Here is a 13896-nt window from a genome sequence, read left to right on the forward strand (position 1 = left end):
AATTTTTGTACAATGAAAACGACGTATGATTCAAATATCTAAGTGAAGGAGTTGAATCACTTACGTGATCGTGAGTGCCTTATGACTAATCCATCAACTGATGTAACAGCAATGCAAGAAAGAGTTGATCAATTCATCTCACAGTTCGATGAAGGTTATTTTTCACCTTTAGCTATGATGGCTCGTTTCACAGAGGAAATTGGTGAACTTGCCCGTGAGGTTAACCATTACCACGGTGAGAAACCGAAAAAGAATTCAGAAGATAACAATACCATTGAAGATGAAGTTGGCGATGTGTTTTTTGTGTTATTATCGTTTGCGAATGCGCTAGATATTGACCTTAGTGAAGCGTTTGACCGGGCCATGTCTAAAATAGAAACACGCGATCAGACACGTTGGACCAAAAAAGAGGAGTGAGCAAATGGAAAAAATAAAAGTAGTTGTCGCAGGTGCGAGTGGAAAAATGGGTAGTGAAGCGTTACATATGATAAAGAAACATGATGATTTGACACTTGTTGCTTGTGTTGATCTCCAACATACAGGACAAAAAGTGAGTGAAGTTGCTGGATTGCCCGATTTTGACGCAGTGTTCTATGATGATATTGAGGTATGTTTAACTGACGTTGAGGCGGATGTTCTGATTGATTTAACTTCACCCAAAGTCGGCTATAAGCATACCGCAGCAGCGATTAAGCACGGTGTTCGCCCCGTTGTTGGCACGACAGGTTTCACTAAAGAGGAGATTGACACGTTATCCGCGCAATGTAGCGAACAAAAGCTAGGTGCAGTTATTGCACCGAATTTTGCGATGGGTGCCGTACTTATGATGCAGTTTTCTAAAATGGCTGCAAAGTATTTCCCAGATGTTGAGATCATAGAGAAACATCATGATCAAAAACTTGATGCACCTTCAGGTACAGCTGTAAAGACGGCTGAATTGATTCAAGAAACACGTAAACAAAAAACGCAAGGTCATCCAGATGAACATGAAACAATTGATGGGGCGCGAGGCGCAGATTACGACGGCATGCGGATCCATAGCGTACGTCTTCCGGGGTTAGTTGCCCACCAAGAAGTCATTTTTGCCGGACCTGGTGAGAACTTAACGATTAAACATGATTCCTTGCATCGTGAGTCATTTATGTCTGGCATTAAGTTTGCGATTGATCATGTGATGGGACTGGACAAACTGGTCTATGGTCTCGAACACTTGATGATGGACAATGACTAAAACAGCGTTAATCAAATGAAAAGAGGCGAATGTAATCATGAAAATCGCGTTAATTGCACATGATAAGAAGAAAGAGTCAATCATAAATTTTTCAATTTCATATCGACATATTTTAAAAGAACATGAATTGTTTGCGACAGGAACGACAGGTAAAAAAATTGCTGAAGCAACAGGTCTTGATATTCACCGCTTTAAATCAGGTCCACTTGGTGGTGACCAGCAAATTGGCGCAAAAATATCAGAAAATGAAATGGATTTGGTTATTTTCTTTAAAGATCCGCTAACCGCTCAACCACACGAGCCAGACATTAGTGCTTTGATGCGGCTGTGCGATGTTTATGAAATTCCATTAGTAACAAATCTTGCTGGTGCTGAAGTCATGATTCGTGCACTTGAAGCCGGATTCTTTTCTTGGCGAACAATTGCAAGAGATGAAGCGTAAATAAAACATAATAAATTTACCAGGTAAAAAGCTAAGTTTTTTTCTTAGCTTTTTATTTTTGTCTATTATTACAGGAAGCTTAACTTTTAGTTCATAATTATTTCGTCAAAAAATTGGGTGATGTGTCCTCGACCAACACTTTTATATCTACGCGTCTAATTTTTTGTTTTTAAACGTCATAATAATTATCGCATTGCCTATAGCGCGTGCGATTGTGATTAAAGAATCACTATTTAGCGTACGCAAAATAATTTTCTTGATACAGGATTACGAGGAAAATCTGAAATGAAAACAATAAGTGATTGAACCGTAAATTATAGGTAAATGGATAAGTAAGCTTGCTATAACGATAGCACTTTCTGAAGATAGGGTGAGTAATTGCGTCGTCTGCTATTGACAGTTACCTTGCTCACAAGCGATTACTACGGTCGCTTAAGCTATATACTAGCTGGTATCTTTATGTAATGAAGGATCATCGATGACTTTAAGCCTCTCTTTTTACTAACGGTCATCCCGCATTCACGATGAAATTGGGATATTATGCACTTTTTTGTCTTTTTTGCTTTTTTCTGTTGACGGATAAGTATGATAGGACTATACTTTGATTATTGATTAAATAAACGAAAAGGAGGTCACGATCATGAAACCAATCATTGTAAAGCCGGTACCTATGACACAAGTAAATGATTTCACCGTGACCTCCGCTGAGATGATGTTCATCTAAATGATTCGACTTATCTGTCTTTATCGTTACGTTCTGTAGCCTTAAGTAGGGTTGTCCTATGTATTTAGCACATCTTCAAAGCACGTGGTCACGAGAATATTCGTGACCTTTTTTTGCGTACACCCATCACTTCTAGATGGTTGTTTAGCACAGACGTCTCGAATGTCTGTGCTTTTTTTTCGTTTAATCACCGACTAATGAAAAGGAGGAAAAAATAATGTTAGTAAGAACACCTGTTAAAAATGATAGCCAAGGGGAAGGTTTTGGCTAGTCAAATGTAGATGTGTTAGAAAAGGAGTGAAAACAATGTTTCAAGTGTTTAAAAAGTTAGCTTGGTTTTTTAAAGACCAATGGTTACGTTACTTGGTAGCGATTTTGGCGCTCATGTTCGCGAGTTTCCTTGACCTTATTCCACCTAGACTCATTGGGAATGCGATTGATGCCATTCAGTTCAACGAACTGACAAGGGACGCTTTATCTGAGACGCTGATCATCTATGGCGGATTAATCGTATTAACGTATGCGATTATGTTTTTATGGGATTATACTTTATTTAGCGGCGCTTTGTTGCTTGAAAGGCAAATACGTTCAAAATTAATGCGTCACTTTCTTATGATGAGCCCACGGTTCTTTAGTAAAAACCGGACAGGTGACTTAATGGCTCGGGCCACCAACGATTTAAAGGCCATCATGATGACATCGGGCTTTGGTATTTTAACTCTCGTTGATTCAACAGTATACATGTCGTTCATCGTCTTAATGATGGGTTTTACCGTGAATTGGACATTAACATTTATGGCCCTTATTCCGATGCCGATTATGGCTGTGATCGTTTACAAGTACGGAGAAATTATTCACCTGCGTTTTACCGATGCTCAGGAAGCTTTTAGTGATTTAAATAACTACACACTTGAATCGATTCGTGGGGTTAGTGTCACTAGAGCATTTGTTCAAGAAGCAGAAGACCTCGATCGTTTTAAAGAAAAAACAGAAGACGTCTTTAGCAAAAATAAAGCCGTTGCCCAGATGGAAGCTTTTTTTGAACCAACGATGAAAATTCTTGTTGGTATTTCCTACACAATTGGCTTAGGGTATGGGGCGATCATGGTGATGGACAACCGCATTTCGATTGGTGATTTGGTTTCATTTAACGTCTATTTAGGAATGATGATCTGGCCGATGTTTGCGATTGGTGAACTCATTAATGTGATGCAGCGTGGGAACGCATCCCTCGACCGGGTTAATCATGTCTTAAAACAACAATCAGACGTGAAGGAACCAACACAACCGGTTGAAGTTAAGAAACCAGAAGCAATTCAATTTAACGACGTGACGTTTCGTTATCCAGGCTCAAAAGAGCCAGCCTTAAAAGCCGTTAATTTAAATATAAAACAAGGGGAAACAATCGGGATTGTCGGTAAAACTGGCGCAGGTAAAACGACGTTGTTTAAACAACTATTAAGACAATACCCTGCACCAGAAGGGGCCTTACTGGTTAATAACGTCCCGATTGATCAGTTATCACTTGATGCGACGCGTCAATGGATTGGCTACGTACCGCAACAACACATTTTGTTCTCGAAAACGGTACGTGAGAATCTCTTATTTGGGGTTGGTGATGCGTCTGATGATGTGATTAATCAGATGCTCATATCGACCTCGTTAAAGTCTGACATCGATGCCCTTACAAAAGGTCTTGATACACTTGTTGGAGAAAGTGGTGTGACTTTATCGGGCGGACAAAAACAACGGTTATCATTAGCGCGAGCGCTGTTAATGGAACCCGAGATATTAATTTTAGATGATGCCTTATCTGCCGTTGATGGTAAAACAGAAGCAACAATTATTGCCCATTTAAAAGCAGAGCGACAACAAAAAACAACGTTAATTGCGGCCCACCGTTTATCAGCCGTCACCCATGCGGACCAAATTATTGTTCTCTCAGATGGTGAAATCACAGAACATGGAACCCATGAGACGCTTATGGCCAAAGACGGTTGGTACAAAGAGCAATTTATGATTCAACAAATGACTGAGGAGGTGGAGACGGAATGAAAGCCTCTGTAGAAAAACGTTTATTACACTATCTTTTCATTAACAAACAAACAATTACATTGGCGCTTATTGCCCTCATTATTGCAGTTGCCTTAGAACTGACGGGACCGTTTATCGCTAAACAAGTGATAGACCGTCACATCGTTGGCGTTCAAACCGAATGGGTTGCTGTCACTAACAACGATGATAACGATACGATTGAACTTAACGATCGTTACTTAAAAAGAGCCGATCGATTAAATCAAGAGGATTCGGTGATCGATACCGTCACATTTGTTCAAGTAAACCGTGACTATTATTTAGCTGAAGGCAAGGTGCCAGTTGATGAGACGCTTCGTGTGTCAGAAGATGGAGCGTTACTTATGTCTGAGTCGGAAGATTTTCAGGCGAAAAAATTATCTGCTGGTACGGCAGCTAACTTTTTCGCGCCGGAAGTACAACCGATTTTGCTGTGGTTAGCCCTTTATCTTGGTTTGATTTTAATTGCATCCGTCTTCCAATATGCCAAAACATATCTACTACAAGTCCATGCAAATAAAATTATTCAAACGATGCGCAACGATGTCTTTGAAACGGTTGAACGTTTACCGATGCGATACTTTGTGAATATGCCGGCAGGTAAAATTTTAGCACGTGTAACCAATGACACCGAAGCCATTAAAGAACTGTATGTCCGTGTACTTGAAACCTTTGTGAACGGATTTATTTATATGGCGGGTATTATTATTGCTCTTTATTTATTAAACCCAACCTTAGCAACGATGAGTCTCATGTTGTTGCCGCTGCTCATGCTATTTATGAAATTTTATAAAACGTATGCGGGGAAATACAATGAAGTGATTCGTTCGGTTAACAGTGATATTAATGCCTCGATTAATGAATCAATTCAAACGATGCCGATTATTCAAGCCTTTAGACGAACGAATGACCGGGCCAATGAGTTTGAACAGCTCAATGATAAACATTACCGTTACCAAAAGAAAATGGTCGCATTATCAGCCCTTTCGTCATACAACTTAGTAAACGTCTTACGTGGTATCGCTTTTCTTAGTTTTATTTGGTTCTTTGGTAACCAGTCCTTAACAGGGTCCATGCTTGTCTCAACAGGTTTACTCTATGCTTTTGTTGATTATTTAACGCGGCTCTTTGAACCAATGACCCAAATGGTCAATCAATTACCTCAGTTGGAACAAGCGAGAGTCTCTGCTGGGCGCGTCTTTCAGTTACTTGACGAAGAAACAGAAGCGATTGAAGAAAATACTTTACCTAGAATAAAAGGTGACGTAAGATTTAATCATGTTACTTTCGGTTATGACAAAGATGAGACCATTTTAAATGACTTGTCTTTCCATATCGCACCGGGAGAAACAGCCGCCTTTGTCGGTCATACCGGTTCTGGTAAAAGTTCAGTGATGAATTTACTGTTTCGATTCTATGACCCTGACAGCGGTACCGTTCGACTAGACGATATCAATACGCAAACGCTCACCCGTCAACAGACACGAGCACATATGGCCATCGTCTTACAAGATCCTTTTATTTTTACTGGGACAGTACTCTCTAATGTTACATTAAACGATCCACGTATTAGCAGAGACAAAGCCATTGAGTCCCTAAAAGCTGTAGGGGCTGATCGTTTTATCGAAAAGCTACCACGACAGTATGATGAGCCTGTCGGAGAAAATGGTAATGAATTCTCAACCGGGCAGCGCCAACTTCTATCATTTGCGCGGGCATTAGCATTTGATCCGGCAATTCTTATTCTGGACGAGGCAACGGCAAATATCGACTCTGAAACAGAAATGATGATTCAAGAAGCGATGAACGTTTTAAGTGAAGGGCGGACCATGCTTGTCATCGCCCACCGCTTATCAACGATTCAGCATGCTGATCAAATTATCGTGCTCAATAAGGGAGAAATTATTGAACGCGGGACGCACCTGTCGTTATTAAATGAAAAAGGAAGCTATTATCAGATGTATAAGATGCAACTAGCAGGTATAGAAGAAGCGATGTAAGAGTCAGACCTACGTGGTAATAGACAGCACAAATCCATTGCATAATATTTGATGTCAGTGAAAAGATTTAAGTCAAGCAGAGACTGTTGACTAAAAGAACTCACTGACATCTTTTTTATTATTTTTATAGATTATCCTTTTGAAAAATAGTAGGTTGCTCCTGCTGTTTTTCTTTGTCGTCACTAAGGTGTGAACTAAATGTTAACGTCTGATTTCATCTGTTTACAATCGTTCAGTGCTTTTGTATGATAGAGGGTAGATATTCAGTCTTTTCATGCGTAAAGACAGAAGATGGGAAGTGAAAAGGTGCAAACAATTGATGACGTTGCCAAAAAAATCATCGCAACCTTAAACGAAGCTGGCTTTCAGGCTTATATTGTCGGTGGTGCGGTTCGAGACAAACTATTAAATAAACCAGTCAATGACATTGACCTGGCAACAGATGCAACACCAACAGAGGTAACAGCGCTATTTGAACATGTGATCCCAGTCGGAATTGAACATGGAACCGTGATTGTCCGAGCGGATCATTTGTCTTTTGAAGTGACCACCTTCAGAGAAGAAGCAGGCTATTCTGACTTTCGTCATCCGGATGAAGTGAGCTATGTCACCGATTTGACAACCGATTTATCACGTCGCGATTTCACCATGAATGCCATGGCTGAAAATAAACAGGGCACAATTATCGATCCGTTTGATGGAAAAGCTGATTTACAAGCACGATTGATTCGGGCGGTGGGAGAACCACTGGAACGGTTTCAAGAAGACCCACTTCGGATTTTACGCGCCCTCCGCTTTGCAAGTCAGCTTGGCTTTATGATTGAAACGAACACATACGAAGCCATGCAAACGCGTCTGCCGTTAATCACAGCGTTAGCAATTGAACGTGTGCGGGTTGAACTAGACAAACTGATTCAAGCAGAAAACTGTCGGATGGGATTACATCAAGCAGAAGCACTTGGTCTGTTTGATTATTTACCTGTTTTCAAAGATTCGCCGTCATTAATTATGAAAGTACGGGCGAGTGAATGCCCGTTTAACGGCTTGACCGATTGGTTTGTCTACTTGGCTTATCTAGAAAAACAATTTGACTTATCAACCTTTATCAAAGCATATAAGTTATCAAATAAGGATAAACAAGTGATGAATGATTTAGATGACACGCTAATGTTTTATCAATCAACTGGGGTTAGTGATAGACTTGTTTATCAGTTGGATAAAGCATCTATCCACCGCTTTTGCGTCTTAGTTTTTCATATTTTTGGAGAAAACCTTAGCCCGGATGATCTGCTCGATCAAAAACAAGCGTTACCGATTCAATCACGACAAGAGCTTGCGGTTGATGGCCATGATCTACGTCGACTCTTAACGGATAAAGCGCCAGGCCCTTGGTTGCGAGAACTGATAGAAGTGATTGAACAAAATGTCGTGTCTGGGTCTTTACCGAATAAAAAACGCGCAATTGAGGAGTGGGTCAAATGGTATTATCAATCCGAGAACGCTTAGTTCGCTTACTGTCACAGGAACAGTCGGGTTATGTTTCTGGTCAGTGGTTATCAGATGAATTAAGCTGCAGCCGTACAGCGGTTTGGAAACATATCAAACAATTGGAAGAAGAGGGCTATACATTTGATGCGGTTCCTAATAAAGGCTATCGTCTAGTCGCTTTACCAAAGCATATGACGGAGAACACCTTACGCTGGAACCTTAGTTCAGATTGGCTCGGTCAATCGATTGAACACTATCCATCGATTGATTCCACGCAAGTTCGCGCACATGAACGGGCCCGCGCTGGGGCTGATGAAGGGCTTGTAATTAGTGCTGATCAACAGTTAAATGGCCGTGGACGCATGCAGCGACCGTTTGACTCTACGGATGCAAAAGGGGTTTGGCTTAGCTTTATCTTGCGGCCTCAACTCGCTCCGACTGAAGCGGCCAAGCTTACGTTAGTAACAGCGGTTGCGTTAGTTGATACGTTTAAACAAATGATCAACCTCGATGTAAAAATTAAATGGCCCAATGATATTTATCTTAACCAAAAAAAAATAGCGGGTGTTTTAACTGAAATGGAAGCGGAGATGGATCAAATTCATTATGTGATTGTTGGTATTGGTGTGAACCTAAATCAACGAACGTCTGACTTTGATCCATTACTCCAGGACCGAGTCACCTCATTATTCGAAGAGACGGGGGAAACGCTCGATAAACAAGTATTTATCCAGCGCCTGCTTGAGACATTTGAAAAGTGGTACACGGTCTTTTTAACGGAAGGGTTTGTACCTATTCAAAAAGAGTGGAATCGCTATGTATTTAAGTTAAATCAACCGGTCTACTTTCTTAAACAGAACGAACGCGTCAAAGGACTTGTGCAGGGGTTAAGCGCTGAAGGTGCCCTTGTTGTTGTCATAGAGGAACATGAACACGTTAAATTATACTCATCAGACATAGAATGGTTCAGGGGGGAATAACATGAAATCACATGTGGATTTTTTAGCAATGAAAGAGGCGGGTGAAAAGATCACGATGCTCACAGCCTATGACTACCCCTCAGCAAAACTAGCTGAAGCAGCAGGGGTTGATCTCTTGCTCGTTGGTGATTCGGTGGGGATGGTCATGCTTGGGTATGCTTCAACGGTTGAGGTCACCATTGACGACATGGTCCATCATGCCAAAGCAGCCCGACGCGGTGCGACTGACACGTTTATCGTCGTTGATATGCCCTTTATGTCGTATCATATTTCCCTGGAAACGAGTTTAACTCATGCCCTGCGTTTATTTCAAACAACCGGTGCACAAGCGTTAAAAGTAGAAGGTGCATCAACGGAGGTCTGTCAGCTTATCACACGCTTAACCAGTGCTGGGATACCTGTTGTTGCGCATTTAGGTCTCACACCACAAGCTGTCAATGTACTCGGCGGCTTTAAAGTGCAAGGTAAAACAGAAGCAGGTGCCAAACAGTTAATTGAAGAAGCGAAAAAAGTCGAAAAAAGTGGTGCGATTTTGTGTGTGCTTGAAGGTATTCCAGAACCATTGGCGCGCTTCGTTGCTGATCATTTAAAGATTCCGACGATCGGTATTGGTGCAAGTCAAGCGTGTGATGGCCAAGTTCTCGTTTATCATGATCTGTTACAGTACGGCAGCGCGCGCTTACCAAAATTCGTAAAAACATATGCGGATTTAAATGAAACTGTTCTACAGGCACTTAAGCAGTATGTGAAAGAGGTAAAGACCGGGCAGTTTCCTGCCTTGAAACATACTTATTCGTCTCAAGAACAACAAATTTTGCGTTGGGAGGATGAAGATGGAAATCATTAATTCGATCACTCAAATGCGTGAAAAAGTTAAGCACCATCAAATATTGGGTCAAACAGTTGGGTTTGTCCCGACGATGGGTTATTTACATGAAGGCCATGCGTCATTGTTAGCAGCAGCGAAGAAAGAAGCGGACATTGTTGTATTAAGTGTATTTGTGAATCCGCTACAATTTGGTGAAAATGAAGATTTAGATAACTATCCGCGCGATGAAAAGAGGGACCAAACCATTGCGCAAAAAAATGGTGTTGATTATCTTTTTATGCCCGCAATAGATAGGATGTATCCTACTGAAATGGGTATTCATTTATCAATTAATCAACGAGTGGGGGTCTTGTGTGATCGCACACGTCCGGGTCATTTTCAAGGGGTGATCACAGTTCTTACGAAATTGTTTAACATCGTTGAGCCAACCTTCACTTATTTCGGGATGAAAGATGCTCAGCAAGTAGCGGTAGTTGATTTATTGATCCAACAATTGAATTTTAACATCCAGTTACGCATGATTCCAACGGTAAGAGAGGCAGATGGCCTAGCAAAAAGCAGTCGTAATGTCAATTTGTCGGAGGCAGAACGAAAACAAGCCCCACTGATTTATCAGTCGCTAAAACATGCAGAAACAGCTATAATAAACGGAGAAGCTGATGCCGAGAAAGTAACAGCGGCTGTCGCGACTAAGATCAAAGCGGCTGGTGGGACAATCGACTATATTGAAGTCCTTACGTATCCAGAACTTTTACCAATTACTACAATTAATCAAACCGTTATTGTCGCCGTTGCTATTAAGTATCAACGTGCGCGCTTGATCGATAACGTGATTGTGAACATCGTGAACTAGATGATTGTTTTACAACTTGGGAGGCAGAACAGATGTATCGAACGATGATGAAAGCAAAATTACACCGGGCGCGGGTTACCGAGGCCAATTTAAATTATGTCGGTAGCATAACCATTGATCCAGAATTATTAGAAGAAGTCGATATTTTACCACATGAAAAAGTACAAATCGTGAACAATAATAACGGGGCACGCTTAGAAACATACGTGATTGCTGGTGAAAGAGGAAGCAGAATGATTTGTCTTAATGGCGCAGCAGCCCGTCTCGTTGAAGTTGATGACACGATAATCATCGTATCATATGCCAGTGTATCAGACGAAGAATTAGTAACTTTCTCGCCAAAAGTTGGCTTAATGGATGCTGATAATAATATTATTGAAGTGATTAATCAAGAGCCACCATTAACAAGCTATGAATAAAACGATAAAGCTAAGTTTCATGGAGCGATTGAAACCCGAAGGAGGTGTGACTGGTGAATCGATTTGTTGTTGTGGATTTAGAAACGACGGGTAATCAAGCGCAAAAAAAAGATCGCATCATTGAAATCGGTATGGTTGTGTATCAAGATCATCAGATTGTCGATACCTTTCAGCAATTGCTTGATCCTGATAAACACATTTCAAGGTTCATCACCCACCTCACGGGCATATCAAATGAAATGGTTATGGGGCAACCAAGTTTTGACGACATCGCCCCTACGGTACGTGATTTGTTAAAAGATAGTTATTTTGTTGCGCATAATGTCCCGTTCGATTTAGGTTTTTTAAATGCAGAGTTTGAACGGTGCGGCATCACTCCGATTCAACCGAAAATTATTGATACCGTTGAGTTAAGTCGCATGTTGCTACCAGAATCATCAAGTTTTAAATTATCTAATCTATCGGAACAATTAAACTTAGCTCATGATTCACCGCACCGCGCGCTTTCAGATGCTTATGTAACAGCCCGTTTGTTAGAAGTGCTACTTAATAAAATTGCTCGATTACCACTGACGACCTTAAAACGGTTAATTCCTTTTGTTGGCCGTTTGAAAAGTGATTTGACAGCCATTTTTGAACAAGCAAAAGCAGAGCATGAAACGTCAAAAACGAAAGAAGCGCATGCATTACAGTATGATTTTTTACACGGTTTAGCTGTGAAAAAACATGAATTTGTTGCAGGTAAAGAAGAAAAATTAGCGGCATTTGGTGAGTATTTAGATCGCTTCTTGCAAGCTGAGAGCCGTCCATTTACAGGTTACCAATATCGCCCCGGCCAACGGCTAATGGCGGAAGCAATTTTTCATGCCTTTACCAGTCAGACGCATGCGTACATAGAAGCAGGGACAGGTATTGGGAAAACATTAGCTTATCTGTTTCCCGCCATCTATTTTGCAAAACAGCAAAAAGAAACCGTTTGGGTGAGTACATACTTAAATCAACTGCAATCACAAATTGTTGACCAAGAACTGCCTCGGTTACAAGCGTTTTTCCCATTTCCGGTTCAAGTGACTGTATTAAAAGGAAAAAAACACTATTTGAATATTAAGCGATTTAGTGAGCGTCTGTTTGATGATCGTTTTAGTAACTATGAACAACTGTTAACCAAGTGCATTTTGCTTGTTTGGCTAACAGAGACGGCGACAGGAGATATTGATGAAATTAAACTTCCTCGCGGTGGCGAAGCTTTCTTTTTACAAGTCTCATGCCGATTTGATACCTTCTTAGATGATACTGATGCGACCGATCCTTCATTTTACCGGCGTACGCTTCGTAGCGTAGAAGGCGCGGACTTGGTGATTGTAAATCATGCCTTACTCAGTCATCTGAAGCGAATCAACCATGAGATTGTTGATAAGATGCAACATTTGATTGTCGACGAAGCTCACCACTTTCCGAGTGTAGTTGAAAAAGAGCTGGGTCAAGTTTTAACTGATCAATCGCTGCAGCAAGTCATAACACAAACACAGCAAGTGGTAGATCTATCAGCTTGTCAGGATGAAGTAACTTACTTGATGTATGAATACGATCAATTGATGCAACTTTTAGCGAGTACGAATGGATTGAAAAATTATCAGGAAAGTGTGAGTCAAGTTAAGCACCAGCAACGATTAGATGACCCAGTCTTTTTTGATTTAGCGATTGAAATGAGTCGACGTGTTGAACATATGATCATCGATCTCATTAAGCTGAGTCCACAGCTAAATAAGCACCCCATTGTTGAATTATGGATGGATTTAAAGCATCAGCTTCACTCATTTTTCTTAACACCCATTGACGCATGGTATCGTTGGGTCGAGGTTGAGGACCTAGCGAGCAAGCGGCGTGTCTATTTGCAGAGTCGGCCCAAGGCTATTGATGCCTCACTAAAAGCGCTGTTTATTGATCAATTAAAGACGTTGGTGTTAACGAGTGCAACCTTAAGTGTTCAAGGATCATTCAATTATTTGCATCAGCAATTTGGTACAGACGCACAATCGGTGAAGAGTTATAAAATTCCCGTTGACTTCCCTATTGAAGAGCAGGTCCGTTTATTAATTCCGAATGATTTTCCACTGATGAATGATCGTGATTTAAATCCTTACATCGAAGCGGTCGCTGAAACCGTCTTTTCTCTAGCGGAAATCACAAAAGGGCGAATGTTAATCCTGTTTAACAGTTATCAAATGTTGAGAAAGACGTACTTCTTGCTTAAGGAATTATTTGAAGATGATTATGTCTTAATTGCCCAAGGTATCTCAAGTGGCAGCCATGAGCGATTAAAGAAAAGCTTTCAACAATTTGATCAAACCATCTTGTTGGGGACGAACGCTTTCTGGGAAGGACTAGATTTACCGGGTGACGATCTAGAATGTGTCGTGATTACTCGTTTGCCTTTTGATTCACCAGACTTACCTATCGTTAAAGGAAAACAAGAAGATTTAGAAAAACTAGGAAAAAATAGTTTTACGCATTTATCCTTGCCTGATGCAGTCTTACGTTTTAAACAAGGATTTGGCAGGCTGATACGGAGTGAGAGCGATCGAGGGATTATTTTTGTTTGCGATGATCGGCTCATGACAAAACGCTATGGAAAAGCATTTATTGATTCGATTCCAGCCGTGCCAACCTATCATCGTCGAACCACAGAATGTTTAGAACTAACCGAACAATTTTTGCAGGCGGGTCGATATAAACAGCAAAACAATAGAAATTCATAAAAAGTAGACTAAGCCATTATTTTTCAGACGAAAACCTGCTATAATAAGAAGCAGTATTATTGTTTATTGTTGAAAGCATGCTTTTTTGTTTGACCAAC

At 40.8% G+C, this 13896-nt stretch carries 11 protein-coding genes; all 11 read left to right on the forward strand.

Translation table 11 applies throughout. The annotated features are described in order from the left end of the window. Window positions 1-81: 81 nt before the first annotated feature. The 11 genes from DES38_RS05175 to dinG all read left to right on the forward strand — a co-directional run bounded on the left by DES38_RS05175 (window position 82) and on the right by dinG (window position 13798). Window positions 82-417 carry a nucleotide pyrophosphohydrolase gene (locus tag DES38_RS05175; protein WP_110251033.1) on the forward strand — a complete coding sequence of 112 codons (336 nt, stop codon included), beginning with the start codon at window positions 82-84 and terminating at the stop codon, window positions 415-417. 4 nt (window positions 418-421) lie between these two features. Next, the gene (dapB, locus tag DES38_RS05180) at window positions 422-1231 is read left to right on the forward strand and encodes a 4-hydroxy-tetrahydrodipicolinate reductase (protein WP_110251034.1); all 810 of its coding nucleotides are present in this window, start codon (window positions 422-424) and stop codon (window positions 1229-1231) included. A gap of 37 nt (window positions 1232-1268) precedes the next feature. After that, window positions 1269-1673, forward strand: coding sequence for a methylglyoxal synthase (gene mgsA, locus DES38_RS05185; RefSeq protein WP_110251035.1), 405 nt, complete (start codon window positions 1269-1271; stop codon window positions 1671-1673). A gap of 1030 nt (window positions 1674-2703) precedes the next feature. Further along, window positions 2704-4452 (forward strand): ABC transporter ATP-binding protein, encoded by a 1749-nt coding sequence (locus DES38_RS05190; protein WP_110251036.1) that lies wholly within the window; start codon window positions 2704-2706, stop codon window positions 4450-4452. Further along, window positions 4449-6470: an ABC transporter ATP-binding protein gene (locus tag DES38_RS05195; protein WP_110251037.1), complete on the forward strand. Its 2022-nt coding sequence runs from the start codon at window positions 4449-4451 to the stop codon at window positions 6468-6470. Before DES38_RS05190 ends, DES38_RS05195 begins: the two co-directional genes overlap by 4 nt. Before the next feature lie 306 nt (window positions 6471-6776). Continuing rightward, window positions 6777-7976 (forward strand): CCA tRNA nucleotidyltransferase, encoded by a 1200-nt coding sequence (locus DES38_RS05200; RefSeq protein ID WP_170114339.1) that lies wholly within the window; start codon window positions 6777-6779, stop codon window positions 7974-7976. Then, entirely contained in the window at window positions 7949-8938 is a 990-nt protein-coding gene (locus DES38_RS05205) for a biotin--[acetyl-CoA-carboxylase] ligase (RefSeq protein ID WP_110251039.1), read from the forward strand. Before DES38_RS05200 ends, DES38_RS05205 begins: the two co-directional genes overlap by 28 nt. A 1-nt stretch (window position 8939) precedes the next feature. Continuing rightward, a complete protein-coding gene (gene panB / locus DES38_RS05210; RefSeq protein ID WP_110251040.1) occupies window positions 8940-9785 on the forward strand; it encodes a 3-methyl-2-oxobutanoate hydroxymethyltransferase in 846 nt (281 codons plus the stop codon). Further along, complete coding sequence (gene panC, locus DES38_RS05215) at window positions 9772-10620, forward strand: pantoate--beta-alanine ligase (protein ID WP_110251041.1); 849 nt, start codon at window positions 9772-9774, stop codon at window positions 10618-10620. The genes panB and panC overlap by 14 nt, the downstream gene beginning before the upstream one ends. 32 nt (window positions 10621-10652) lie before the next feature. Then, window positions 10653-11039, forward strand: coding sequence for an aspartate 1-decarboxylase (panD, locus tag DES38_RS05220; protein ID WP_110251042.1), 387 nt, complete (start codon window positions 10653-10655; stop codon window positions 11037-11039). Between the two features lie 53 nt (window positions 11040-11092). Continuing rightward, a complete protein-coding gene (gene dinG / locus DES38_RS05225; protein ID WP_170114340.1) occupies window positions 11093-13798 on the forward strand; it encodes an ATP-dependent DNA helicase DinG in 2706 nt (901 codons plus the stop codon). Window positions 13799-13896 lie beyond the last annotated feature (98 nt).

Source organism: Streptohalobacillus salinus (assembly GCF_003201605.1).
GTDB lineage: Bacteria > Bacillota > Bacilli > Bacillales > Amphibacillaceae > Streptohalobacillus > Streptohalobacillus salinus.

Excerpts from the sequence above, each read along its gene's own strand:
- DES38_RS05175 (WP_110251033.1), top strand. The coding sequence starts at position 82 with ATGACTAATCCATCAACTGATGTAACAGCAATGCAAGAAAGAGTTGAT.
- dapB (WP_110251034.1), top strand. The coding sequence starts at position 422 with ATGGAAAAAATAAAAGTAGTTGTCGCAGGTGCGAGTGGAAAAATGGGT.
- mgsA (WP_110251035.1), top strand. The coding sequence starts at position 1,269 with ATGAAAATCGCGTTAATTGCACATGATAAGAAGAAAGAGTCAATCATA.
- DES38_RS05190 (WP_110251036.1), top strand. The coding sequence starts at position 2,704 with ATGTTTCAAGTGTTTAAAAAGTTAGCTTGGTTTTTTAAAGACCAATGG.
- DES38_RS05195 (WP_110251037.1), top strand. The coding sequence starts at position 4,449 with ATGAAAGCCTCTGTAGAAAAACGTTTATTACACTATCTTTTCATTAAC.
- DES38_RS05205 (WP_110251039.1), top strand. The coding sequence starts at position 7,949 with ATGGTATTATCAATCCGAGAACGCTTAGTTCGCTTACTGTCACAGGAA.
- panB (WP_110251040.1), top strand. The coding sequence starts at position 8,940 with ATGAAATCACATGTGGATTTTTTAGCAATGAAAGAGGCGGGTGAAAAG.
- panC (WP_110251041.1), top strand. The coding sequence starts at position 9,772 with ATGGAAATCATTAATTCGATCACTCAAATGCGTGAAAAAGTTAAGCAC.
- panD (WP_110251042.1), top strand. The coding sequence starts at position 10,653 with ATGTATCGAACGATGATGAAAGCAAAATTACACCGGGCGCGGGTTACC.